Here is a 22807-nt window from a genome sequence, read left to right on the forward strand (position 1 = left end):
TCTTTATTTAATCGAGTCTTTTTGATGTCTTTCGCACAACTGGGCCTTGCCGTGCCGCTCTTAAAAGCGGTCGCGGAGCAGGGCTATGTCACTCCGACCCCGATCCAGCAACAAACGATCCCCCTGATCCTCGACGGCCGGGATGTATTGGCCGGCGCCCAGACCGGCACCGGCAAAACGGCAAGTTTCACGCTGCCGCTGTTGCAGCGTTTGGCCGAATCGAACGACAAACCGCAAAAGCCGCGCAAGATCCGTGCGCTGATTTTGGCGCCGACCCGCGAGCTGGCCGCCCAGGTGTATGACAGCGTCAGGGTTTACGGCAAACATCTGCCTTTATTCGCCGAAGTTGTGGTCGGCGGCGTCAGCATCAACGGCCAGATCCGCAGCCTGCAGCGAGGCTGCGACATCCTCGTCGCGACGCCGGGGCGTTTGCTCGATCATCTGCTGCAAAAAAATATCGAACTGTCGCATCTTCAAATGCTGGTACTCGACGAGGCCGACCGGATGCTCGACATGGGATTTCTGCCCGATATCCGCAAGATCATCAGTTATTCGCCCAAACAGAAGCAGAGCCTGCTGTTTTCGGCGACTTTTCCCGAGGAAATCCGGGGACTCGCCAAGCAGTTGCTGCACGAACCGGCCGAGGTCTCGGTTGCGCCGCACAATACCACCGCGGACAACATCAAGGAACTGTGCTATGGGATTGCCAAGGAGTACAAGCGCGAGCTGTTGTCGTACCTGATCGGCAGCAACAACTGGAAGCAGGTGCTGGTTTTCGTGCGCACCAAGCACGGCGCGGACCGGCTCGAAAAGCAGCTGATCAAGGACGGTATCCGGACCGCCGCGCTGCACGGGGATAAATCGCAGGGTGCGCGGACGCGGGCGCTGGACTATTTCAAGACCGGGCAGATCGCCGCGCTGGTCGCGACCGACATTGCCGCGCGCGGGCTCGACATCGACGAACTGCCGCACGTGATCAATTTCGACCTGCCGCAGGTGCCCGAAGACTACATTCACCGGATCGGCAGGACCGGACGCGCCGGCGCGAACGGGGAGGCGGTGTCGCTGGTTTGCCCCGAAGAAGCCTATCAGCTCGCCCAGATCGAGAAGCTGCTCGGCCGCGAAATTCCCCGGGTCGCCGATACCGGTTATGAGCCGGTATCCTTGAAGGTGATGGACAGTCCGAATTCCAAGGCGCCGAAAAATCCGTCCGGCAAAAAGGATTACCGGCACCACAAGAAAACGCCGAAGCGCGGCGGCAAACCGGCGGCTCCAAAGCCGCGGCGCGGCGGTAGCCGGTAAGGTTCGCTGTCGCCGCAAAATCCCCCCGAAAAAGGGGATTTTATCTTGATCTTTCCGAAAGCCTGTTGTTATGCTATCGGAATTTGATAACTATTACCGAGGAGGCATTCGATGTCGATTTTGAATTCGTTGACCAAGCGCTCGCGCCTGAATTCCGCGATTAAGCAAACCAAGGAAGCGCGCAAGAGCGAAGGCAATAAAGCGGATTATCTGTTCAAGAAAGTCTATGAAGACTATGCCGACATCGTGCAAGACGATCCGTTGCGCGCGGAAGCGCTGTATTTTTGGGGTCATGCGCTCCTGCATCAGGCCAAGACAAAAATCGGCGAAGAAGCATTGAATCTTTACCGCGACGCGATATTGAAATTCGCCTTCTGCCTGACCCTGGAGCCGAATTATCTGGCGGCCGCGATCGACGGCGGGGTGTGCTACATGGACATGGCGCGTCTGGAAAGCGCGGCGAAAAATTCCGAACTGTACGCGAAAGCGCAGCAGGAGTTCGAACGCGCCAATTCGATTCAGGCCGGCGCGGCCTCCTACAATCTCGCCTGTATTCATGCATTGCGCGGCGAGAACGAGGATTGCCTGAAGGCACTCGAAAACGCGCGTGATAAAGGCAGCTTGCCCGATATCCAGGATATTCTGAACGATCCGGACATGGCGGGCGTGCAGGATCAAGCCTGGTTTATCGAATTGCTGGAGGCGCAAAACAAAAAGCAGGAAGAAGCCGCAAAAGCTTCGAAAGAAGACGCTGCCGAGACCTCGTCCGAGGCGGACCAGGACCAAACCGAAACGGATGCTTGAGGTCTCTGTAGGATACCTGCCGGAATGACGAGCATCAAGCACATAGCGCGATCGCCCTGTGTAGGGTACGCTGTGCATACCTTTTATGTAAGTGTTGGGATAAATTTAAAAGTTACGCGTAGTGTACCCTACGGTTTTACAGTTGCCGGCGGTGTTTTAGACGATACATCGCCGAGATGTCCTCATCGCCGTGACCTTCGCCCATCAACTGTTCGTAATCTCTGAGCGCCATCTCGCTGACCGGTATCTCGACACCGGCTTCGGCCGCCATCGTTTGGCAGATTTTCAGATCCTTGTGATGCAGGGCGAGCCTGAAGCCCGGCTTGAAAACGCCCTGCGTCATCGTTAGGCCGCGCTTTTCGAGAAACCAGTTGCCGGCCGCGCCGCCGGCGATCACTTCGATCACTTTGTCCATCGGCAAATGCTGCGCTTCGGCGAAGGCCAGCGCTTCGGTGACCGCTTCGTTGATGCCCGCACACATGATTTGATTGACCGCCTTGGTGGCTTGTCCCGCGCCGGTCGGACCCATGTATAAAATCCGTGTCGCCATCGCGGAAAGCACCGGTTTTACGCGCTCGAACACCGCCTCGTCGCCGCCGACCATCATCGCCAGCGTACCGTTTTTCGCGCCTTCGACGCCGCCCGATACCGGCGCATCGAGAAAAAACGCCTGCTTTTCGGCCAATCGGCGACCGGCCTGTTGCGCGGTCGCGCTGCTGACGGTCGACATGTCGGTCACGATCGTACCGGGCCTGACCGCCCTCCGTATCGAATCCACGACGCCTAGCACATCCGAGTCGGCGGAGACGCAGATCAGCACGATATCGACCGCTTCGGCCAGAGCCTCGATACTTTTAAACGCCGTGACCTGAAGATCTTCCGCAAGCGCTTCGGCGGTTGCGGCGGTACGGTTGTAGACGCCTTCCAACACATTCGCTTTTGCAAGATTCTGCGCCATCCCGACGCCCATCCCGCCGAGCCCGATCATGCCCGCTTTCATGCTTTCTCCAGGTAAGTGTAAGATGTCAGGCCGGCGCCGAGTTCCTGTTCGTACGCGTGCCGTTCCTGTTCGCTAAGGCCGCTCGCGGCGAGTTTTTCCCGGTAGGCGGCCTTCAATTCCTCGGGACGGATGTGTACATAATCGAGCAGGTCGGACACATGCTCGCCTTCCTGAAAGTCGTAGAAATGATAGCCATGTTCGTCCAGCTCGATATTGATCGCATGGGTATCGCCGAACAGGTTGTGCATGTCGCCGAGGATTTCCTGGTAGGCGCCGACCATGAAGAAGCCGATCAGGTATGGTTCGCGGCTGTCGATCGGATGCACCGGCAGCGTTTTTTCGATGTTCTGCCCGTCGATATACTGGTCGATGCGGCCGTCCGAGTCGCAGGTCAGATCCTGCAGCACGGCGCGCTGGCTGGGGTATTCGCCCAGGCGGTGGATCGGCATGATCGGAAAAATCTGATCTATCCCCCAGATGTCCGGCATCGACTGGAACAGCGAAAAATTGCAGAATACCTTGTCGGCCAGTTTTTCGTTCAGTTCCTGCAGGATCGCCGCTTCGCTCTGGTAAGCGGGATTCAGCCGGCGCTGCAGCTGCCGGCAGAGCAGCGCATAGGCGTTCTCGGCCCGTGCAAGCCCTTCGATATCGAGCGTGTCCTGCGCAAATTGGGCGCGCGCCTCCGCGAGCGCGAACTGCGCGTCATGGTACAGTTCGACCGGATTGCAGCGCTCCGGCAAAGCGGGCGGCTCTCCACCCTGATAGGGCGATTCGATATCGGTGACATTGGTGATCAAGACCGCATGGTGCGCGGTGATCGCCCGGCCCGATTCGGTAATGATGTCCGGTTCGGGTTCCTCTTTTTCCGCACAAATCTCGGCAAAGCTGCGCACGATATTCTGCGCGTATTCGTCGACGCTGTAATTCATCGACGACTCGCGCCGCGAACGGCTGCCGTCGTAATCGACGCCGAGGCCGCCGCCTGCATCAACGATGTTGATCGGCGCGCCGAGCCGGCGCAGTTCGACATAAAACTGGCCCGCTTCCTTCAAGGCGACCTTGATGTCGTGAATGTTGGCAATCTGCGAACCCATGTGGAAATGCATCAGTTTCAACGCATCGAGCAGATGGGCCTCTTTCAGGCGTTTGACCAGTTGCAGCAGTTCGTTGGCGTGCAGGCCGAATTTGGACTTTTCGCCGCCGCTGTTCTGCCATTTGCCGGCGCTGATGCTGGACAGGCGCACGCGCACGCCGATGTTCGGACGGATATCCAGCTTGCGTGATTCCTCGATGATCAGTTCCAGCTCGATCGGCTTTTCGATGACCAGGTACAGGTCGAGCCCCATTTTCTGGCCGATCAGCGCGAGCCGGATGTAGGCTCTGTCTTTGTAGCCGTTGCAGATCACCACCTGCTGATTCGAGAGCGCCATGATCGCGAGCAGCTCGGGCTTGCTGCCGGCTTCGAGTCCGATCGGGTTCGCTTTCAGAATGCCTTCGACCACTTGGCGCTGCTGGTTGACCTTGATCGGATACACCGGCGTGTAGCGTCCCGTATAACCGTATTTCGCGCAGGCGTTTCCGAACGCCCGGTTCAGCCGGTTGACCTTGTCCTTCAATATGTCGGTGAAACGTACCAGCACCGGCAGCGACAGGTTTCTTTCATGCAGCGATTGGGCAATTTCGTAAAGATCCAGTTCGGCCGTCTGCTCCGAATTGGGTTTGACCGAGACATGGCCCGCCGCATTGATCCCGAAATAACCGTCTCCCCAGCTTTCGATTGCATAGGTTTCTGCGGCGTCTCGGAGGCTCCAATCGGGGTTTTCAGTCGAATTCAAAGTTGATCTCCATGATGTCGTAAGTGCGCAATTCTAATATATAATGCTAGGTATTTTACCCGTTTATTTATACAGGAACGCAAATGATGAATCCTTCCGAATGGTTTACCGAAGAAGCGCCCGGCGTGGCTTCGGCCTTTTCGCTGAAAATCACGAAAAAGCTGCACGAGGAGCAGTCGCCGTTTCAACATTTGGAAATTTACGAAACGGAGAGCTTCGGCAACCTGATGGTGATCGACGGCTGCACGATGGTATCGACGCGCGACAATTTCTTTTATCACGAGATGATCAGTCATCCGGTGCTCTATACCCATCCCGATCCGAAACGGGTCTGGATCATCGGCGGCGGCGATTGCGGCACACTGAAGGAAGTCCTGAAGCATCCGTCGGTCGAAAAGGCGGTGCAGATCGACATCGACGAACGGGTCACGCGTCTGGCCGAAATTTATTTTCCGGAATTGTGCGAGTCGAACGGCGATCCGCGCGCAGACCTGAAATTCATCGATGGGATCAAATGGGTCAAGGATGCCGAGCCGAACTCGGTCGACATCATCATCGTCGACAGCACCGATCCGGCGGGGCCTGCCGAAGGCCTGTTCAGCGAGGCGTTTTACCGCGACTGCTTCAACTGCCTGTCCGAAAACGGCATGGTCGTGCAGCAAAGCGAGTCGGCGCTGTTCTACATGAAGCTGATCGGCGAGATGCGCGGCGCGATGCAGGCGGCAGGCTTCCCCTATCTGCAGACGCTGTTCTTCCCGCAGTGCATTTACCCGTCCGGCTGGTGGAGCGCGACGATCGCGGGTAAACAGAGCCTGAAACAGTTCCGTGAACAGGACGCGGCGAATAAACCTTTCGATACGAACTTCTATAACGTCGACATCCACAAGGCGGCGCTGGCGCAGCCGGAGTTCTTTAAAAAAGCGTTCGGCGGTTGACGGTCGGATTTAATCGCCTGCAACGGCGTCTATACTTAACAGAAAGAGCCGGGGCGGCTTGAGCCGCTCCGTTCACCCCGGGCGGCTTTTATGCCGCCCGCTTTCGCTACGACGATATTCTTACGGAGTTTACCGATGTTTTTTGATGCCAAATCGATCGACGAAATCGCCAGCAAGCTGGCCAATACCATTCCGCCGGGCTTGAACCATTTGAAGGAAGACCTCGAAAAAAATTTTCACGCGGTGCTGCAAGGCGCCTTAAGCCGGCTGGATCTGGTCACCCGCGAAGAATTCGAAGTGCAGAAACTGGTGCTGGCGAAAACCCGCGCGAACCTGGAAGCGCTGGAAAAACGCGTCGCCGCGCTCGAACAGCAGGTGTTAAGCAAGGAAGAACTGTAGGCACGGGCTTGGCTTGACGATGGCGCTGGCGATTGTTTACAGCCGGGGGCGCACCGGCATCGAAGCGCCGCTGGTGACGGTCGAGGTCGATGTCGCCAACGGTTTGCCTTCGCTGAATATCGTCGGCTTGCCGGAGGCGGCGGTCAAGGAAAGCAAGGATCGGGTGCGCGGCGCGATCCAGAACTCGCGCTTCGAATTTCCGGCGCAGCGGATTACGGTCAATCTGGCGCCGGCCGATCTGCCGAAAGAAGGCGGACGCTTCGATTTGGCGATCGCGCTCGGGATTCTGGCCGCCTCGGGACAGATCCCGCTGTCACTGCTTTCCGAAGTCGAATGCATCGGCGAGCTTTCGTTGGGCGGCGATCTGCGTTCGGTCGACGGTGTGCTGCCGGTCGCGATCCAGGCACGCAACAACCGGCGGAAGTTGATTCTGCCTAAAAACAATACCGCCGAAGCGGCATTGATCAAAGGCATCGAAATCATTCCAGCGGTTCATTTGCTGGATGTCTGCGCGTTTCTTTCCGGGCAGAAGACGCTTGCGGTCGAAGGCGAAAACACCTTGCCCGAGCGGACTGCCGACGATTTGGATTTTGCCGATGTGCACGGCCAATACCATGTGAAGCGGGCCTTCGAAATCGCCGCGGCCGGGGCTCACAATATTCTGATGCTCGGGCCGCCGGGTACCGGCAAGTCGATGCTGGCCGCGCGGCTGTCTACCATTTTGCCGCTTTTGACCGAACAGCAGGCTCAGGAAACCGCCGCGATCGCCTCGGTCAGCGATCAGGGACTCGATGTGGCGAATTGGCTTCGGCCGCCTTTTCGGGCGCCGCATCATAGCGCATCGGCTGCGGCGTTGGTCGGCGGCGGCAGCAATCCCCGTCCCGGCGAAATCTCGCTCGCACACAACGGCACGTTATTCTTGGACGAATTGCCCGAATTCGATCGGAAAGTGCTCGAAGTGCTGCGCGAGCCGCTCGAAACCGGCCATATCACGATTTCGCGCGCGAACCGCCAGGCCGATTTTCCGGCCCGCTTCCAGCTGGTCGCGGCGATGAATCCATGCCCCTGCGGCTATCTGGGCGACGCTTCGGGCCGCTGCCATTGCACATCGGAGCAGGTGATGCGTTACCGGGCGCGGATTTCGGGGCCGCTTTTGGACCGGATCGACATGCATCTGGAAGTGCCGCGGGTGCCGCATGAGGTGTTGCGTAAGGGTTCGCCCGAAGGGGAAGAGAGCAGCGCGACGATCCGGGCTCGCGTCGATGCGGCGCGCCGGAGGGCCGTTGCACGCACCGGCAAGGCCAATTCGGCGATGTCCGCGAAGGAAGTCAAACAGTTCTGCGCCTTGTCCGAGCCCGGCCACCGGCTGCTGGAGCAGGCGATGGACAAATTCGGCCTGTCGAATCGGGCGTATCACCGGATATTGAAGCTGGCACGCACGATCGCGGATCTGGGGGAATCCGAAACGATAGAGATGGCGCATTTGAGCGAGGCCATCGGCTACCGCAAGCTGGATCGGCGGTCTTGAAAGCGCCGCCGATCGAGCACAGGCAGGGAGATTATTTAATCTTGACCAGTTCCTTGCCGTCGCTGGAGAAATGGCAGATGCCCGCCGCAAAGTGGCCGCAGTCGGTCGATTGTTCGATTTTCGCACCGTTCGGGCTTAATTTGATTTTGAGTTCGCAATAATCGGCCTGTCCCTCGATATGTTTTCTCATCAGCAATTCGTTTTCGCCGGTGACCTTGGCTTCGCCCGAAACGTCCGCTGAGCATGCATGCGCATCCTTTTCATTGGCATTCGGTTCGAAATCGACATCGGTGCTGACCGTGATTTCATCATTCAGTTTGGTGATTTTCAAATGGTGGACGTGGTTGCCTTCGCGCAGCAGATAATGATCGGTGGTCGCGAACGCGGAGCCGGAAGCCAGCAAGGCTGCCGCCAGAAACACATGTTTTTTCATCGGGTTATCTCGTGTTGAGTGGTTGAAATCGGGGGTTGAAGGCCGGCAGGAATGCGATCCCGCCGGTCTTGCCGCTGTTGTAGCTCATTCGACCGAAGCGGGCAGCCTTGCATTTTACCTCATACGGCGGATTTGCCCAAAGCCGGCGCGGCGGCAGCCGTTTTATCGGAAACCGTTCCTCCAGCGTCCGTATGGGAGCAGCAGGCCTGTTCGGGCGGCGTATCGGTGTAAAATTCGACATGGCCCGTTTCGACATCGTACATGCCGCCGACGATATCGATTTGTCCCGCCTTTTCCATTGCTTCCAGCAACGGGCTTTGCTTCCGGATTTGCTCGACGGTCAACTGGACGTTGCGTTCGGCGACTCTTTGCACGAGCAGGGTTTTATCCTCCGCCGTCTCTTCGCTCAACTCCTCGCGCGCGGCGTGCACTGCCGGTTTGATCTTTTGCAGCAGGCCGGTCAAATGCTCCAGCTCCACGTCGGCGCAGGCGCCCTTGATCGCGCCGCAAAGGCTGTGGCCGAGCACGACGATCAATTTCGATCCGGCCAGCTTGCAGGCGAACTCCATGCTGCCGAGAATGTCGTCATTGACAATGTTGCCGGCGACCCTGGCGCTGAAGACGTCGCCAAGTCCCAGGTCGAAGATCAGTTCAACCGAGGTTCGCGAATCGATGCAGCTTAAAATGATCGCGATCGGGAACTGGCCTTTCCGGGTGTCGTTGACCTGTTCGAGCAGGTTGCGGTTCGATTTCAGGTTGTTTACGAAGCGCTCGTTGCCTTCTCTCAGGATTGCCAGTACCTCGGCCGGGGTCAGCGACTGTTGGGAGTCGTAGGTTTGTGCGCGAATCATTTCGGGCGGCGGCAGCGTGCCGAATCCGCGCAGGTTTTCGACCGTCAGCTTGATGTTCTTGATTTGGGCTTCCGAGCGGAAGTTCTGGATGATTTCGTAAATATCGTAGTCGATGAATTTCGAGCGCGTCGCATCGATCACGATCTCGGAGCCCGGCGGCAATTGTTTCAGAGTCCGCTGCACATTGGCCTTGTTCAAAAACGAAACCTGTTCCGAGAGGCGCAGCACGGTCTTGTTACCGATCTGTGTTTCGCGCATATAGAAGGAGCCGCGGTAATTTTCGATCAGGATTGCCAACAACGCGATCGTCATGCCGATCGCGATGCCGGTCAACAGGTCGGTCAATACGAGGCCGAGCACTGTTGCGCAGAACGGGATGAAGTGATAAAGGCCGGCCAGGTACATGTTTTCGAATTTTTGAGGCCGTGCCAGCCGGTAGCCGGCCAGCAGCAGGACGCTGGCCAGGCTCGCCAGCGGTACGAGATTGAACACGGCCGGGATGAAAAGCACGGTAAACAGCAGCAACAGCCCGTGAATGAAGGAGGCAGCCCGGGTTTTTGCGCCGGACTCGATGTTGACCGAACTGCGGATGATCAGTTGCGTCATCGGCAAACCGCCGATAAAACCGGCGCAGATATTGCCGATGCCCTGCACGATCAGTTCGCGGCTGGTCGGGGTAATCCGTTTGTAAGGGTCGAGCTTGTCTACGGCTTCCACTGCCAGCAGGGTTTCCAGGCTCGCAACCAGCGCGATCGTCAGCGCAAACCAGTAGATTTTCGGGTCGAATAACCGGCTGTAGTCAGGAAAATAAATCTGGCTGAAGATGTCCGCCGGATGCTCGAAGACCGGAATCGTCACCAGGTGGGAACCACTCAACGCCCAGGCCGGGTAAAATTTTTCGAGTAGGACATTGGCCGCTACGCCGACCAGCAAGGCGACCAGGCCGCCCTGCATCAAGCGCAGCCCCGGATATTTTTTCTTGATCCAGAACTCCCAGGCCAGCAGGCTTGCCAGCGAAAGCGAAGAAATCAGCACCGCACCCGGCGAAATGCTGCCGAGCATGTGGGACAGTTCCGAAAACGAGGAATATTGATCGCTCTGAAAAAAGGTCTCGTCGCCTTCGTAATCCCGGTCGTAGCCGACCGCATGCGGAATCTGTTTCAGGAACAGGATGGTGCCGATACCGAACAGCATGCCGTTGATCACCGAAGAGGGGAAATAATAGGCGATCACCCCGGCTCTCAAAATGCCCATTGCGACCTGGATCAAGCCTGCCAGCACCACGGTTAAAAGAAAGGCATTGAATCCCAGTTGTTGAATCGCCGAGAGAATGATCACGGTCAGTCCTGCTGCCGTGCCGCTGATCCCCAGGGTCGAACCGCTGATTTGCGATACGAGCAGGCCGCCGATGATGCCGGTGGTCAGCCCGGACAGGGGAGGAGCCCCGGAGGCCATCGCAATGCCCAATGAAAGCGGAACGGCGACCAGAAAAACGGCAATGCCGGCGGAAATATCGTCTTTAAAATTTTTGGGTAACGAGCTGAACATTGTTTTTCGTCCCGATAATCGGTTGGAAGCGGAGGGGTGTCGAGTAAAAGGCTTTAGATGGTTTTGAATCGAAACTATATTGCCCGATATCTTGATTTTGTCAACATGAGCTTAAGGTAAAATGATTTTCCGGTCTACGGTGAATCATCGCATGAGCAAGCGGAACTTCTGCTGTTGTGAACGCTTGGCCGGCCGTTCGGAAGACCTTCCGCCCGGCATTCGTACAAGTTAGATCAATGATGCGCCGGCTTGAGCCGATGCTATGGCCAGGCGCAAACCTGTTGGTTTTGATAGGGGGCAAAGAGCCTGAGGCAAGTCTTATGCTCAAGGTTGAGGTTGTCCGGCGTTCGGCATGAGCGCCTGAATTAGGGAGTTTGCAGCCCGGAGGTTTGGCAATGGATCCTGTCCGGGGCGGCTTGAACGCGTTCCGAAACGGCTAGCGGTTGCCGGGCATGCCTTTTATCAGCCAGGACAGAAATGTTTCCCGGTTGCGCGAGCAGATGACGACCTTGCCTTTGCCGGAAAATTTGAGCACCATCCCTTCACCGCTGGTGACGCTGTTGACCAGTTGCCCCAGCAGTCCGCCGCTCCGCTGGGTGGCGACCGAAATTTCGTGACGCAGACGGCTGTCCCAGGCGACCACGTGCGCATTGTCGATCACGACATCCCTGCCGGGTTCGACGTCGAGTATGAAACTGGAACCGAAGCCGGAGACGGCCACTTTGCCGCGGCCTGACGCCTCGCAGATGAAAAAACCGCCGGTCTGTCCGAACAGCGCCGATCCGACGCCTTGAGTGCGCACGTTCAGGTTCACGTTGTATTCGGCAGCGACGAAGGCGCCGTCGCTGATCAGGTAATTGGTTTCGCCGACGTCCAGCACCTGGATTGCGCCCGGCAGAGTCGGCGAGAGCAGGCAATCGCCGGCGCCGCGAACCGCCTCGATATGCTGCTGGAAAAACGACTCGTCATTCGCCAGCCGCCGCATTAAAGCCCCGCCGAGCCCGCCGGTCATCTTGCCCTTCAGCTCCAGCGTATCTTCCATCATCACCATGGCATTCGATTCGCAATAGATTTTTTCGCCGCTGGCCAGGCTGACATGCAGGAAGGGATCGACATCCCCGGTGACGGTGAATTGAGCCATACGGTCTTACCTCTTTCAGATCATTTTTTCGCGATCGTATTCCACGCGGCCAGCCAGGTTTGCGATTGGTAGGCGTCGGCTTTCCGGTCGAGCGCCCCGAGCAAGACCATCCGCAAGGTATGATTGACGATTCCGAAAAAATAGGCAAAGCACAATGGCGGCGCCAGATTCCGGATTTCTCCGCTTTTTACGCCGGCTTGGAAAATTTTGAGGATTTTTGCGAACGGTGCGGTGTCGAGCAGCGGTTTCTCGTCCGGCAATATCTCGTTCATGTTCACTACCAACAGCAACTGCATCACGTCCGGCGCTTCGTCGGCCAGCCTGAACAAGAGATCGACAATGCTGCGCAGCTGTTCCGAAGGCTTTGGGTTCTTACGGCGAATATCGTCGATCGACACGTTCAAACTGTCGAAGATGCTCGCATAAAGCGCCGCGGCGATCATCTGCTTGTTTTTGAAATGGTGGTAAATGCCGCTGGTGCCCTTGACGCCGGCCGCCTCGGCGATGTCGGTCAGCGAGGTATTGAAATAGCCCTTTTCGGCGAACAGTTTCAGCGCTGCGAGCAGAATCTCGTCCTGCGTGTCGGCTTTGGTCTGTGTATCTTCTTTTTCCTGATCCATTATTATTCTTTCACAGCCGATTCAATGGGCTGTATCTTAGGTTGATTGGCGTCCCGGAACGAAAAGGCGTTCGGAACTTAAACATTCAGCTTTCCTTGATCGCGGTAATCGCCGCGGCCAGATAGTTGATCATCGACCACAACGTCAATGCGGCGGCGATATAGAGCAAAACATAGCCGATCGCATTGATCGGAATGCCGAACAGATCCTCGCGGTAAAGCAGCATCCCGATCGCCACCATCTGCGCCGTCGTTTTCCATTTGCCGAGCAGGGAAACCTTGACTTTCGCGCGCTGGCCGATTTCGGCCATCCATTCCCGGAGCGAGGCAATCGTGATTTCGCGGCCGATAATGATCGCGGCCGGCACCGCCAGATAGGGGTTGGCCTGTTGCTGTACGATCAACACCAGCACGAAGGCCACCATCAATTTGTCGGCGACCGGGTCCAGAAACGCGCCGAACGGCGTCTCCAACTGCATTTTTCTGGCCAGATAGCCGTCCAGCCAGTCGGTAATACCCGCCGCGATGAAGATTGCGGTGCAGGCGATATTCGTATAGGCCCAAGGCAAGTAAAACACGACCATCAACAAGGGAATCAGCGCGATCCGCAGCAAGGTCAGGTTCGTCGGTATGTTGAATTCAATGGTCATCTGGTTGATGAAAGCTGTCGTATATACGTTGCGCCAATTGACGGCTGATGCCGTCTATGCTGGAAAGCGCATCCACACCCGCCTGGGTTACGCCTTGCAGCCCCCCGAACTGTTTTAGTAATGATTGCCGCCGCTTGGGCCCCAGTCCTTCAATCGATTCCAATACCGAGCGTTTTTTTGCCTTGCCCAGCCTTTGCCGATGCCCGGTGATCGCAAAACGGTGCGCCTCGTCGCGAACATGCTGGATCAGCAGCAGGCCTCCTGCGCCCGGATTGACCGCAAGCGGTTGATTTTGATCGACAAGGATCAGTTTTTCCATGCCGGGCTTCCGGTCCGGGCCTTTTGAAACGCCGACTATCATAACACTGTTTATGTCCAATTCCGCCAGTGCCTTTTGCGCTTCGTGCACCTGCCCTTTGCCGCCGTCGATGAAGAGAATGTCCGGCGCTTCGTGTTCGCCCTGTTTCAGGCGCTTGAAACGCCGCATGACGGCCTGATGAATCGCCGCATAATCGTCGCCCGGCGTGACGCCCTCGATATTGAAGCGCCGGTAGGCCGATTTGACCGGGCCTTCCCGGTCGAACACCACGCAGGAGGCGACCGTCTGTTCGCCCTGGTGATGGCTGATGTCGAAGCATTCGAGCCGTTTCGGCAATTCCGCGAGGCCGAGTTCGTCCTGAAGGCTCAGGAAACGCGCGTACAGGCCCTGTTTGTCGGCCAGCTTGTTCTGCAGCGAGGTTTCCGCATTCTCCACGGCCATTTGCAGCCATTTCATCCGTTCGCCGCGGACGTTCGTGCTGATCGCGACCTGATGCTTGGCCTGATTGGCCAGCACCTCGGCGATCAGCTCGCTCTCTTCGAGCGCATGGCTGACGATCAATTCGTGCGGCGGCGGCCGCTCCAGATAATATTGCGCAACGAACGCCTGCAGGATCGCGGCCGGATCGTGTTCGTCCGACATCTTCGGAAAGAACGGCTTGTTGCCCAGATGCTGGCCGCCCCGGATGAAGAACACCTGGATGCAGGCCATGTTCGCTTTCGTCGCGCAGGCGATGATGTCGACGTCGCCGCGTTCGCCGTGCACGAAATTCCTTTCGAGAATCGCGCGCAATTTGACGATCTGGTCGCGGTATTGCGCCGCCCGTTCGTATTCCAGCGCGGACGCCGCCTGTTCCATTTTCGCGATCAATCGCTCGATTAGCAGTTCCCCCTTGCCTTCGAGAAACAGGACCGTGCTTTCGACGTCCTGCGCATAGCCGGGTTTGTCGATCAAACCGACGCAGGGCGCGGTACAGCGTTCGATCTGATATTGCAGGCAAGGGCGGGTGCGGTTTTGAAAGACCGAGTCCTCGCATTGCCGCACCGGAAAGATTTTCTGCAGCAGTTTCAGGCACTCCCGGACCGCGCCGACGCTCGGATACGGCCCGAAATATTTGCCCGGCCGCTTTTTGGCGCCACGGTGAAAGGTCAGCTGCGGAAAAGCGTGTTCGCTGGATAGATAAATATAAGGATAGGACTTGTCGTCGCGCAGGCAAATGTTGTAACGCGGCTTATAGCGTTTGATCAGTTGCGATTCGAGCAACAAAGCCTCGCCTTCGGTATGGGTTACGGTCACTTCGATCGCGGCGACTTTCGCCACCATCGTATGCTGCTTGATCGATGCCGTTTTATTGTTGAAATAAGTCGAGACGCGGTTTTTGAGGTTTTTGGCCTTGCCGATATAGAGGATTTCGCCGTCGGCGTCGAGCATGCGGTAAACGCCGGGACGCGTGGTCAGGTTTTTGATGAAACCTTTGGCGTCGAAGGAGTTTTTAGGTTGTGCGGAATTCATACCTTATTCGATTCAGTTGCCGGCCTCGAAAAAAGCCTGCCGGGCTTTGGCCATCCGGCGATTGTATACAGGCTTGGGAAACGGGGCAATTTGGCGAGGCGTATTTTAATTGCCGGCTTCTCGTCCATGAAAAAGTTTACGTGGAGATGCCGTTAAATGATGAAGCGGAGGTGGGGGAATAGGCGCCGGTTCTTCGTTAGTGTCGGGCGGAGGAAAGAAATTCAATCGCCGGATTATTTCGGCACGCTTCCAGGCGCGCATGCTGTGGGCATAATGCCGGGCGCTACCCTGCGTAGCCGATCCGCATGGACATGGCCCGCTCCGATTGGTTGCCCGGGATCAAATGGTGCTAAAATGCACCGTTTTGAATTCTTCGGCGAGGCCTCATGAACGCTCCTGCGGCGCTGTATCAATCGGCACTGACTTCCTTAAAGCTTCGCGCCCGCGGCAAGGTGCGCGATATTTACGACATCGACGACCGGCACATGCTGATCGTGACGACCGACCGGCTGTCCGCCTTCGATGTGATTTTGCCCGATCCGATCCCCGGTAAAGGGCGCGTGCTGACGCATATCTCGAATTTCTGGTTTGCGAAAATGCGACACGTGATTCCGAATCATCTGGTCGATATCCCGCTCGAGCAGGTCGTTCCCGATCCGGACGAACGCGCGCAGGTCGAAGGTCGGGCGATCGTGGTGAAAAAATTAAAACCTTTGCCTGTCGAAGCGATCGTGCGCGGCTATCTGATCGGCTCGGGCTGGAAGGATTATCTGAGAACCGGCGCCGTCTGCGGCATCCGCCTACCCGAAGGGCTGCAGCAGGCTCAGCAATTGCCGGAGCCGATCTATACCCCCTCGACCAAGGCCGAAGTCGGCGATCACGACGAAAACGTGAGCTTCGCCAAGACGGTCGAACTGATCGGCGAAGCGCTGGCCAATCAGGTGCGCGAAACCAGCCTCAAACTCTATAAGGAAGCAGCCGCCTATGCGCAGGAACGCGGCATCATCATCGCCGACACCAAGTTCGAATTCGGCGTTGACGAGCAGGACGTGCTGTATTTGATCGACGAAATTCTGACTCCGGATTCGTCCCGCTTCTGGCCGGCCGACCAATACCGGGTCGGTATCAGTCCGCCGAGCTTCGATAAACAGTATGTGCGCGACTACCTGGAAACGCTCGATTGGGACAAGACCGCGCCGGGGCCGTCCCTGCCTGCCGAGGTGGCGGAATACTGCGCGGCCAAATACCGGGAGGCGGAAGTCCGCCTAACGCAATGAAAATTATTTCGTGGAATGTGAACGGCATCCGTGCGGTGCAGGGGAAGGGCTTCGCCGAGACGCTGGCGCGGCTCGACGCGGACTGCCTGCTGCTGCAGGAAACCAAGGCGCAGGTCGAGCAGATCGAAAAGGTGACGGCCGACATCGACGGCTATCACATTTATTCGAACTGCGCCGAGCGCAAGGGTTATTCGGGCGTATCGCTGATGTCCCGCGCCGAGCCGCTGGCGGTGGTCAAGGATATCGGCATCGCCGAGCACGACCGCGAAGGGCGGGTCATTGCGGCCGAGTTCGAGCATTTCCATCTGGTGAACGTCTATGTGCCCAATTCGGGCCAGGAGCTGGTCCGGCTCGATTACCGGAGAACGTGGGATGCCGAATTTCTGGCATATCTGTTGACGCTGGAGAGCCGGAAGCCGGTCATTGTGTGCGGCGATTTCAATGTCGCGCACCGCGAAATCGATATCGCGCGGCCGAAGGCGAATTACAACAAGTCGGCGGGCTATACGCAGGCCGAAATCGACGGTTTCAGCCGTTTTCTCGACGCCGGATTCGTCGACACGTTCCGTCATTGCCATCCGGATACGGTCGCTTACAGTTGGTGGAGTTTCCGCGCGAATGCCCGCGCCAATAACATCGGATGGCGGATCGATTACGTGCTGGCCAGCCGGGCGCTGGCCGGCAAGGTCAAACAGGCGTTCATCCTCCCTGAAGTTACCGGCTCGGACCATTGCCCGGTCGGCATCGAGATTGATTTATAACCGATGCCGATGCAGGAAGAACAGATGCGGGCGCACCGGGTTGCGCTCGCGGCGTGTAAAAAATGCCCGCTGATGATCGGCCCGGTGGTCAGCGGCAGTCCGGTATTTTCGCCGATCCTGCTGATCGGTCAGGCGCCCGGCGACAAGGAAGGCGGCTTCGGGAAGCCGTTCGCCTGGACCGCCGGCAAGACGCTATTCAAATGGTTCGAGCGCATCGGGCTGGATGAAGAAACCTTCAGAAGCCGCGTCTATATGGCGGCCGTGTGCCGCTGTTTTCCGGGCAAAAATCCGAAAGGCGGCGACCGCGTGCCGAGTACGGAGGAAATCGGCAATTGCGCGGGCTGGCTCCAGGCCGAAATCGAACTGCTCAAGCCGGCGTTGATATTGCCGGTCGGCAAGCTCGCGATCAGTCAGTTGATGGCGGTCGACAAACTGGATCAGGTAATCGGCAGACTGCACGAAGTCACTTTTCACGGCCATCCCGCCGAAGCGATCCCGTTGCCGCATCCGTCCGGCGCTTCGACCTGGCACAGAAAGGAGCCGGGCATCGGCTTGCTGGAGTCGGCGTTGTTGCTGCTGGAAGCACATCCGGCCTGGCGGCAGGTTCGTGACGCAGAGCGTCAAGGGCGGCATTCCCACGCCGGAGCGCGGGAACGATGAAACCCATGATTTCCACACGCCGGTGATGCGGGCCGTAGGGTACGCTGCGCGTACCTTTTTTGTAGCCGCCTCAAATCAACCCGTGCTCCGCAAACGAATACGGCATCCCGTCGCCGATGATGAAATGATCCAGCACCCGGATATCGAATAGCGCCAAGGCCTGTTTCAATTTCTCGGTGATATGCCGGTCCGCCTGGCTGGGTTCGGCGATGCCCGAAGGATGGTTGTGCGCGAAGATCACGGCCGCCGCGTTGTGATGCAGCGCTTTTTTCGCGACTTCGCGCGGATACACGGCCGCACCGTCGATCGTGCCTTTGAACAGTTCTTCCAGTTGGATGACCCGGTGCTGGTTGTCCAGGAACAGGCAGGCGAAGACTTCGTAACTGTAGCCGCGCAATTGTGCGCTCAGATAAGCGCGGGTCGCTTCCGGACTGGTCAAGGCGCTGCCGCGCTGCAGCACTTCCCGGAAATGCCGCCGCGCCATTTCCATGACCGCCTGCATTTGCGTGTATTTGGCGTCGCCGAGCCCGTTCGCCCGGCAAAAGCGTTGCCGGTCCGCATCGAGCAGGGCTTTCAGCGAGCCGAAATCGGTCAGCAGTTCGCGCGCAAGATCCACTGCCGATTTGCCGGGCGTACCGGTGCGCAGGAAAATCGCCAGCAGTTCGGCATCGGTCAGCGCGCCGGCGCCGCGCTGCAGCAATTTTTCCCGCGGCCGGTCTTCCGCCGCCCAGTCTTTGATTCCCATGAAGTATTCCTCTTTTCGGTAAAAAGCGATACAGTTTAGATGTTAAGCATAGAAGAATTCGCCCATCCTTGCCATAATGCGGCTTTTATCAACGCTACCCGGTATGAGCGAACCGAAACGAATTTTATTGGGCGTCAGCGGCGGCATTGCCGCCTATAAAGCGGCGGAGCTGGTGCGATTGCTGCGCAAAGATGGGGCGGAAGTGCGGGTTGCGATGACGCGGGCGGCTGCCCAATTCGTCACGCCGCTGACGTTTCAGGCCTTGTCCGGCAATCCGGTGCATACCGACCTGCTGGATGCCGAAAGCGAAAATGCGATGGACCATATCAGCCTGGCGCGCTGGGCCGATCGAATGGTCATCGCGCCGGCGACAGCCAACCTGATCGCGAAACTGAGCCACGGCCTGGCCGACGACCTGCTGACGACGCTGTACCTGGCCGCGACTTGCCCCGTGTATGTCGCTCCGGCGATGAATCAGGCGATGTGGGGCAAGCCGGTAACCCAGGAGAATGTTGCGGCATTGCAACGGCACGGCGTGCGCCTGATCGGTCCCGCCCAAGGCGAGCAGGCCTGCGGCGAAACCGGTTTCGGGCGGATGTCGGAACCGCAGGCTATCTGCAACGCGCTGCTGGGCGACCCGGCCGAACGGTCCCTGCAGGGCATGAAAGTCCTGATCAGTGCCGGACCGACGCGCGAGCCCCTGGATCCGGTGCGCTACATCACCAACCGCAGTTCAGGCAAGATGGGCTATGCGCTGGCCGAGGCGGCGAGAGAGATGGGCGCAAGCGTCATACTCGTTTCCGGGCCGACGCAGTTGCCGCCACCGGCACAGGTCGATCTCGTGCGCGTCGAAACGGCCGCCGAGATGTACGCAGCGGTTATCGCCCGCGCCGAAGCCGTGGATATTTATATCGGCGCTGCGGCGGTCGCCGATTACACCCCTGTCGAAGCGCAGCCCGAAAAGATCAAGAAACAGGGCGATACGACCACTCTGGTGCTGAGCAAAACCCGGGACATCCTGGCCGAAGTGGCCGCCCTGGAGAAACGCCCCTTTACGGTCGGCTTTGCAGCCGAAACGGCCGATCTGGAAGCTTACGCGCTGGACAAACTGGCGCGCAAAAACCTCGACATGATCGCGGCAAATTGGGTCGGGCAGGCAGAAGGCGGCTTCGACAGCGACCGGAACGCACTGGAAGTTTTCTGGAAAGGCGGCCGCAAAACGCTGGCGATGACCGATAAAAAGTGCCTGGCCGACCGGCTGACCGCCTTGATTGCAGAAAGGCTGCAAGCAGGCGTTGTGGCCCATTAAGGGGAATTTCGGTTTTTTATTGAAATGGATAAGCTAATCTTCTATCCTGACTTGGCTTCGAGTTGAAGCCGTTCCATAAAACTCGGTTGTTCATGCCCGTTCCAGATACAGGAGACTCTATGAAGATTGGTGTACCGAAAGAAATTCATCAAGGCGAGAAGCGCGTCGCGCTGACGCCCGAAACCGCCGAACAAATCATGAAACTGGGTTTTTCGGTCTGTATCGAAAAAGGGGCGGGACAAGGAGCGGATATTTCGGACGAGGCTTACAAGGAAGCCGGGGTTGAAATCGTCGACGACGCGAAATCGTTGTGGAAGCATTCCGACATCGTGATGAAAGTCAGGGCGCCGGAGCGCCACCCTGAATTGGCGATAGACGAAACCGATCTGCTACCGGAAGGCGGCCGCCTGCTCAGCTTTATCTGGCCGGCGCAAAACGAGGCGCTGATGCAGAAACTGGCCGGCAAAGGCTCGACCGTACTGGCGATGGACAGCGTACCCAGAATCTCCCGGGCGCAAAAACTCGACGCGCTGAGCTCGATGGCGAATATCGCGGGCTACCGGGCCGTGATCGAGGCCGCTCAGCACTTCGGCCGTTTCTTCACCGGCCAGATCACCGCGGCCGGCAAGATTCCTCCTGCGAGGGTGCTGGTGATCGGCGCCGGGGTGGCGGGGCTTGCCGCGATCGGGGCCGCGAAAGGGATGGGGGCGATCGTCCGCGCTTTCGATACGCGCCCCGAAGTGAAGGAACAGATCGAGAGTATGGACGCCGAATTTTTAATGCTCGATTTCAAGGAGGAAGGATCCGGCACCGGCGGCTATGCGAAAACGATGTCGAAGGAATTCATCGAGGCGGAGATGGCCCTGTTCGCCCGCCAGGCGATGGAGGTGGACATCATCATTACGACCGCGCTGATTCCCGGCAAGCCGGCCCCCGAGCTGATTACAAAGGGCATGGTCGAATCGATGAAGCCGGGCAGCGTGATCGTCGATTTGGCCGCCGAGCAGGGCGGCAACTGCGCGCTGACCGAAAAAGACAAGGTAGTGGTCAAGCACGGCGTTACGATCATCGGCTACACCAATCTGCCGAGTCGGCTGGCGAACCAGTCCAGCCAGTTGTATGCGACGAACCTCAGGCATTTGCTGACCGAACTGAGCCCGGAAAAGAACGGCGAGATTAACGTAAACATGGACGATGAAGTGATACGCGGCGCGACCGTGATCAAGGAAGGCAAAATTACCTGGCCGCCGCCGGCACCGAAATTGTCGGCCGCGCCCGCGCCGCAGACCGAAGCACCGGCCAATCCGGGGGTGGCGGAAAAAACCAAGCCCAATCACCGCCTGATTCCGCCGGCGGTCAGGCCGTTCATTCCGCTGGTGCTGGGCGGTCTCGCGCTTTACGGACTCGGCAGCGTTGCGCCGGTGTCGTTCATGTCGCATTTCACCGTGTTCGTATTGGCCTGCTTCGTCGGCTACCAGGTAATCTGGAACGTGACGCCGGCGCTGCATACGCCGTTGATGAGCGTGACCAATGCGATCAGCGGCATCATCGTGATCGGTGCATTGGTCCAGGTTTCCGCGCCGGCGATCACGATCAGCGTCTTGGCCGGCCTGGCGATCCTGATTGCTTCGATCAATATCGCGGGCGGCTTTTTGGTAACCCGGCGCATGCTCGAAATGTTCAGAAAATAAGAAGAATAAGGAAAAACCATGTCTCAAAGTTTAGTCACAATGTCTTACATTGCCGCGACGGTACTGTTCATTTTGAGTTTGAGCGGACTCAGCAATCAGGAAACCGCGCGGCGCGGCAACTATTACGGCATGCTCGGCATGGCGATCGCGATCGTCGCGACCGTTATGAGCGGTTCGGTCACCGCGTATGCGATTTTGCTTTCTGCATTGCTGTTCGGCGGCGCGATCGGCTTCAAGGCCGCGAAAGAAGTCGAGATGACGCAAATGCCCGAGCTGGTCGCGATCATGCACAGCCTGGTCGGGATGGCCGCGGTGTTGGTCGGTTATGCGAATTTCATGGACGAAAGCAGCTCCTTGACCGGCATCGAAAAGACGATCCATGAAGTCGAGATCTATGTCGGGATTCTGATCGGTGCGGTGACTTTTTCGGGGTCGGTGATCGCGTTCGGCAAATTGAGCGGCCGGATCGACGGCAAGCCGATGCTGTTGCCGGCCCGCCACTGGCTGAATCTGGGCCTGTTGGTCGCCGTCATTTATTTCGGTTACTTATTTTTACAGCAAGCCGAAACCGGCGGCGGTACCCTGCCTTTGGTGGTGATGACCGCAATCTCGCTCGCGTTCGGCGTGCACATGGTGATGGCGATCGGCGGCGCTGATATGCCGGTCGTGGTGTCGATGCTGAACAGCTACTCAGGATGGGCTGCCGCCGCGACCGGTTTCATGCTGAGCAATGATCTGTTGATCGTGACCGGCGCATTGGTCGGCAGCAGCGGCGCGATCCTGAGCTACATCATGTGTCGGGCGATGAACCGCAACTTCGTCAGCGTGATCGCCGGCGGCTTCGGCACCGGCACGGGTGGCCCGGCGGCGGTCGTCGAAGGCGACGTGCAGCCGATCGACGCGGAGGAAACCGCGCAGCAACTCCTGGCCGCGAAAAACATCATGATCATTCCGGGCTACGGGATGGCGGTTGCGCAGGCGCAGCATACGGTCAATGAAATCACCAAGATTTTGCGCGAAAAGGGCAAGAAAGTCCGTTTTGGCATCCATCCGGTCGCAGGAAGAATGCCCGGCCACATGAACGTGCTGCTGGCCGAAGCGAAGGTGCCGTACGACATCGTCTACGAAATGGACGAAATCAACGAAGATTTTCCGAATGTCGACATTACGATGGTGATCGGTGCGAATGACATCGTGAATCCGTCCGCGCTCGACGATCCGAACAGCCCGATCGCCGGGATGCCGGTGCTGGAATGCTGGAAAGGCGGCACGACGATCGCGATGAAGCGCAGCATGGCGTCCGGCTACGCGGGCGTCGGCAATCCGCTGTTCGTGATGGACAATACCCGAATGTTGTTCGGCGATGCGAACGACAGGCTGCAGGCGGTATTGAAGGCGCTCAGGAGTTGATGTTGTAGGCTGGGTTGGAGCGATAGCGCAAACCCAGCGCATTTTTACCTTGAATGCCGGGTTTGCGCTATCGCTCCA

20 protein-coding genes are annotated in these 22807 nt (G+C 58.1%); 11 read left to right on the top strand and 9 right to left on the bottom strand.

The features are described 5' to 3' along the window. Window positions 1-24 precede the first annotated feature (24 nt). Window positions 25-1302 (top strand): DEAD/DEAH box helicase, encoded by a 1278-nt coding sequence (locus tag JJL52_RS13490; RefSeq protein WP_202053008.1) that lies wholly within the window; start codon window positions 25-27, stop codon window positions 1300-1302. Window positions 1303-1413: 111 nt separating this feature from the next. Beyond that, window positions 1414-2106, top strand: coding sequence for a TPR end-of-group domain-containing protein (locus JJL52_RS13495; protein WP_202053009.1), 693 nt, complete (start codon window positions 1414-1416; stop codon window positions 2104-2106). Between the two features lie 136 nt (window positions 2107-2242). On the opposite strand, the gene JJL52_RS13500 is transcribed toward JJL52_RS13495, so the two are convergent. Together JJL52_RS13500 and speA are read right to left on the bottom strand one after the other, a co-directional pair. Beyond that, window positions 2243-3106: an NAD(P)-dependent oxidoreductase gene (locus JJL52_RS13500; protein WP_202053010.1), complete on the bottom strand. Its 864-nt coding sequence runs from the start codon at window positions 3104-3106 to the stop codon at window positions 2243-2245. After that, entirely contained in the window at window positions 3103-4941 is a 1839-nt protein-coding gene (speA, locus tag JJL52_RS13505; RefSeq protein ID WP_202053011.1) for a biosynthetic arginine decarboxylase, read from the bottom strand. The genes JJL52_RS13500 and speA overlap by 4 nt, the downstream gene beginning before the upstream one ends. Before the next feature lie 83 nt (window positions 4942-5024). Between speA and speE the strand changes: the two genes are divergently transcribed. From speE to JJL52_RS13520, 3 genes are all read left to right on the top strand, one after another. Further along, window positions 5025-5876: a polyamine aminopropyltransferase gene (gene speE / locus JJL52_RS13510; protein WP_202053012.1), complete on the top strand. Its 852-nt coding sequence runs from the start codon at window positions 5025-5027 to the stop codon at window positions 5874-5876. A 135-nt stretch (window positions 5877-6011) separates the two neighbouring features. Continuing rightward, on the top strand, window positions 6012-6275 hold the full coding sequence (locus tag JJL52_RS13515; protein ID WP_202053013.1) for an accessory factor UbiK family protein: 264 nt from the start codon (window positions 6012-6014) through the stop codon (window positions 6273-6275). A 19-nt stretch (window positions 6276-6294) separates the two neighbouring features. Further along, on the top strand, window positions 6295-7803 hold the full coding sequence (locus JJL52_RS13520; protein WP_202053014.1) for a YifB family Mg chelatase-like AAA ATPase: 1509 nt from the start codon (window positions 6295-6297) through the stop codon (window positions 7801-7803). Window positions 7804-7834: 31 nt separating this feature from the next. Here JJL52_RS13520 and JJL52_RS13525 read toward each other — a convergent pair whose 3' ends face one another. The 6 genes from JJL52_RS13525 to uvrC all read right to left on the bottom strand — a co-directional run bounded on the left by JJL52_RS13525 (window position 7835) and on the right by uvrC (window position 14876). Continuing rightward, entirely contained in the window at window positions 7835-8236 is a 402-nt protein-coding gene (locus JJL52_RS13525; RefSeq protein ID WP_202053015.1) for a hypothetical protein, read from the bottom strand. A gap of 119 nt (window positions 8237-8355) precedes the next feature. Further along, on the bottom strand, window positions 8356-10635 hold the full coding sequence (locus tag JJL52_RS13530; protein WP_236994247.1) for a bifunctional SulP family inorganic anion transporter/carbonic anhydrase: 2280 nt from the start codon (window positions 10633-10635) through the stop codon (window positions 8356-8358). Window positions 10636-11071: 436 nt separating this feature from the next. Next, window positions 11072-11776, bottom strand: coding sequence for a TIGR00266 family protein (locus tag JJL52_RS13535; RefSeq protein WP_202053016.1), 705 nt, complete (start codon window positions 11774-11776; stop codon window positions 11072-11074). A gap of 20 nt (window positions 11777-11796) precedes the next feature. Continuing rightward, window positions 11797-12396 (bottom strand): TetR/AcrR family transcriptional regulator, encoded by a 600-nt coding sequence (locus JJL52_RS13540; RefSeq protein WP_202053017.1) that lies wholly within the window; start codon window positions 12394-12396, stop codon window positions 11797-11799. Window positions 12397-12481: 85 nt separating this feature from the next. Next, complete coding sequence (gene pgsA / locus JJL52_RS13545) at window positions 12482-13045, bottom strand: CDP-diacylglycerol--glycerol-3-phosphate 3-phosphatidyltransferase (RefSeq protein ID WP_202053018.1); 564 nt, start codon at window positions 13043-13045, stop codon at window positions 12482-12484. Further along, complete coding sequence (gene uvrC, locus JJL52_RS13550) at window positions 13035-14876, bottom strand: excinuclease ABC subunit UvrC (RefSeq protein WP_202053019.1); 1842 nt, start codon at window positions 14874-14876, stop codon at window positions 13035-13037. The genes pgsA and uvrC overlap by 11 nt, the downstream gene beginning before the upstream one ends. Window positions 14877-15262: 386 nt before the next feature. Between uvrC and JJL52_RS13555 the strand changes: the two genes are divergently transcribed. Genes JJL52_RS13555 through JJL52_RS13565 form a run of 3 tightly spaced genes read left to right on the top strand, consistent with a single transcriptional unit; the run spans window position 15263 to window position 17574 of the window. Beyond that, a complete protein-coding gene (locus tag JJL52_RS13555) occupies window positions 15263-16153 on the top strand; it encodes a phosphoribosylaminoimidazolesuccinocarboxamide synthase (protein ID WP_202053020.1) in 891 nt (296 codons plus the stop codon). Further along, complete coding sequence (locus tag JJL52_RS13560; protein WP_202053021.1) at window positions 16150-16914, top strand: exodeoxyribonuclease III; 765 nt, start codon at window positions 16150-16152, stop codon at window positions 16912-16914. Before JJL52_RS13555 ends, JJL52_RS13560 begins: the two co-directional genes overlap by 4 nt. Window positions 16915-16938: 24 nt before the next feature. After that, window positions 16939-17574, top strand: coding sequence for a uracil-DNA glycosylase family protein (locus JJL52_RS13565; RefSeq protein ID WP_202053080.1), 636 nt, complete (start codon window positions 16939-16941; stop codon window positions 17572-17574). 70 nt (window positions 17575-17644) lie between these two features. On the opposite strand, the gene radC is transcribed toward JJL52_RS13565, so the two are convergent. Next, on the bottom strand, window positions 17645-18319 hold the full coding sequence (gene radC, locus JJL52_RS13570) for a RadC family protein (protein ID WP_202053022.1): 675 nt from the start codon (window positions 18317-18319) through the stop codon (window positions 17645-17647). 103 nt (window positions 18320-18422) lie between these two features. Between radC and coaBC the strand changes: the two genes are divergently transcribed. The 3 genes from coaBC (at window position 18423) to pntB (ending at window position 22729) form a co-directional block, all read left to right on the top strand. Further along, window positions 18423-19628, top strand: a complete 1206-nt coding sequence (gene coaBC, locus JJL52_RS13575) for a bifunctional phosphopantothenoylcysteine decarboxylase/phosphopantothenate--cysteine ligase CoaBC (protein ID WP_202053023.1) — start codon at window positions 18423-18425, stop codon at window positions 19626-19628. Between the two features lie 119 nt (window positions 19629-19747). After that, complete coding sequence (locus JJL52_RS13580) at window positions 19748-21319, top strand: Re/Si-specific NAD(P)(+) transhydrogenase subunit alpha (protein WP_202053024.1); 1572 nt, start codon at window positions 19748-19750, stop codon at window positions 21317-21319. A gap of 18 nt (window positions 21320-21337) precedes the next feature. Next, window positions 21338-22729: a Re/Si-specific NAD(P)(+) transhydrogenase subunit beta gene (pntB, locus tag JJL52_RS13585; protein WP_202053025.1), complete on the top strand. Its 1392-nt coding sequence runs from the start codon at window positions 21338-21340 to the stop codon at window positions 22727-22729. Window positions 22730-22807: the final 78 nt, after the last annotated feature.

The sequence above is a fragment of the Candidatus Methylomicrobium oryzae genome (genome assembly GCF_016745425.1).
In the GTDB taxonomy this organism is placed as follows: Bacteria; Pseudomonadota; Gammaproteobacteria; order Methylococcales; family Methylomonadaceae; genus Methylomicrobium; species Methylomicrobium oryzae.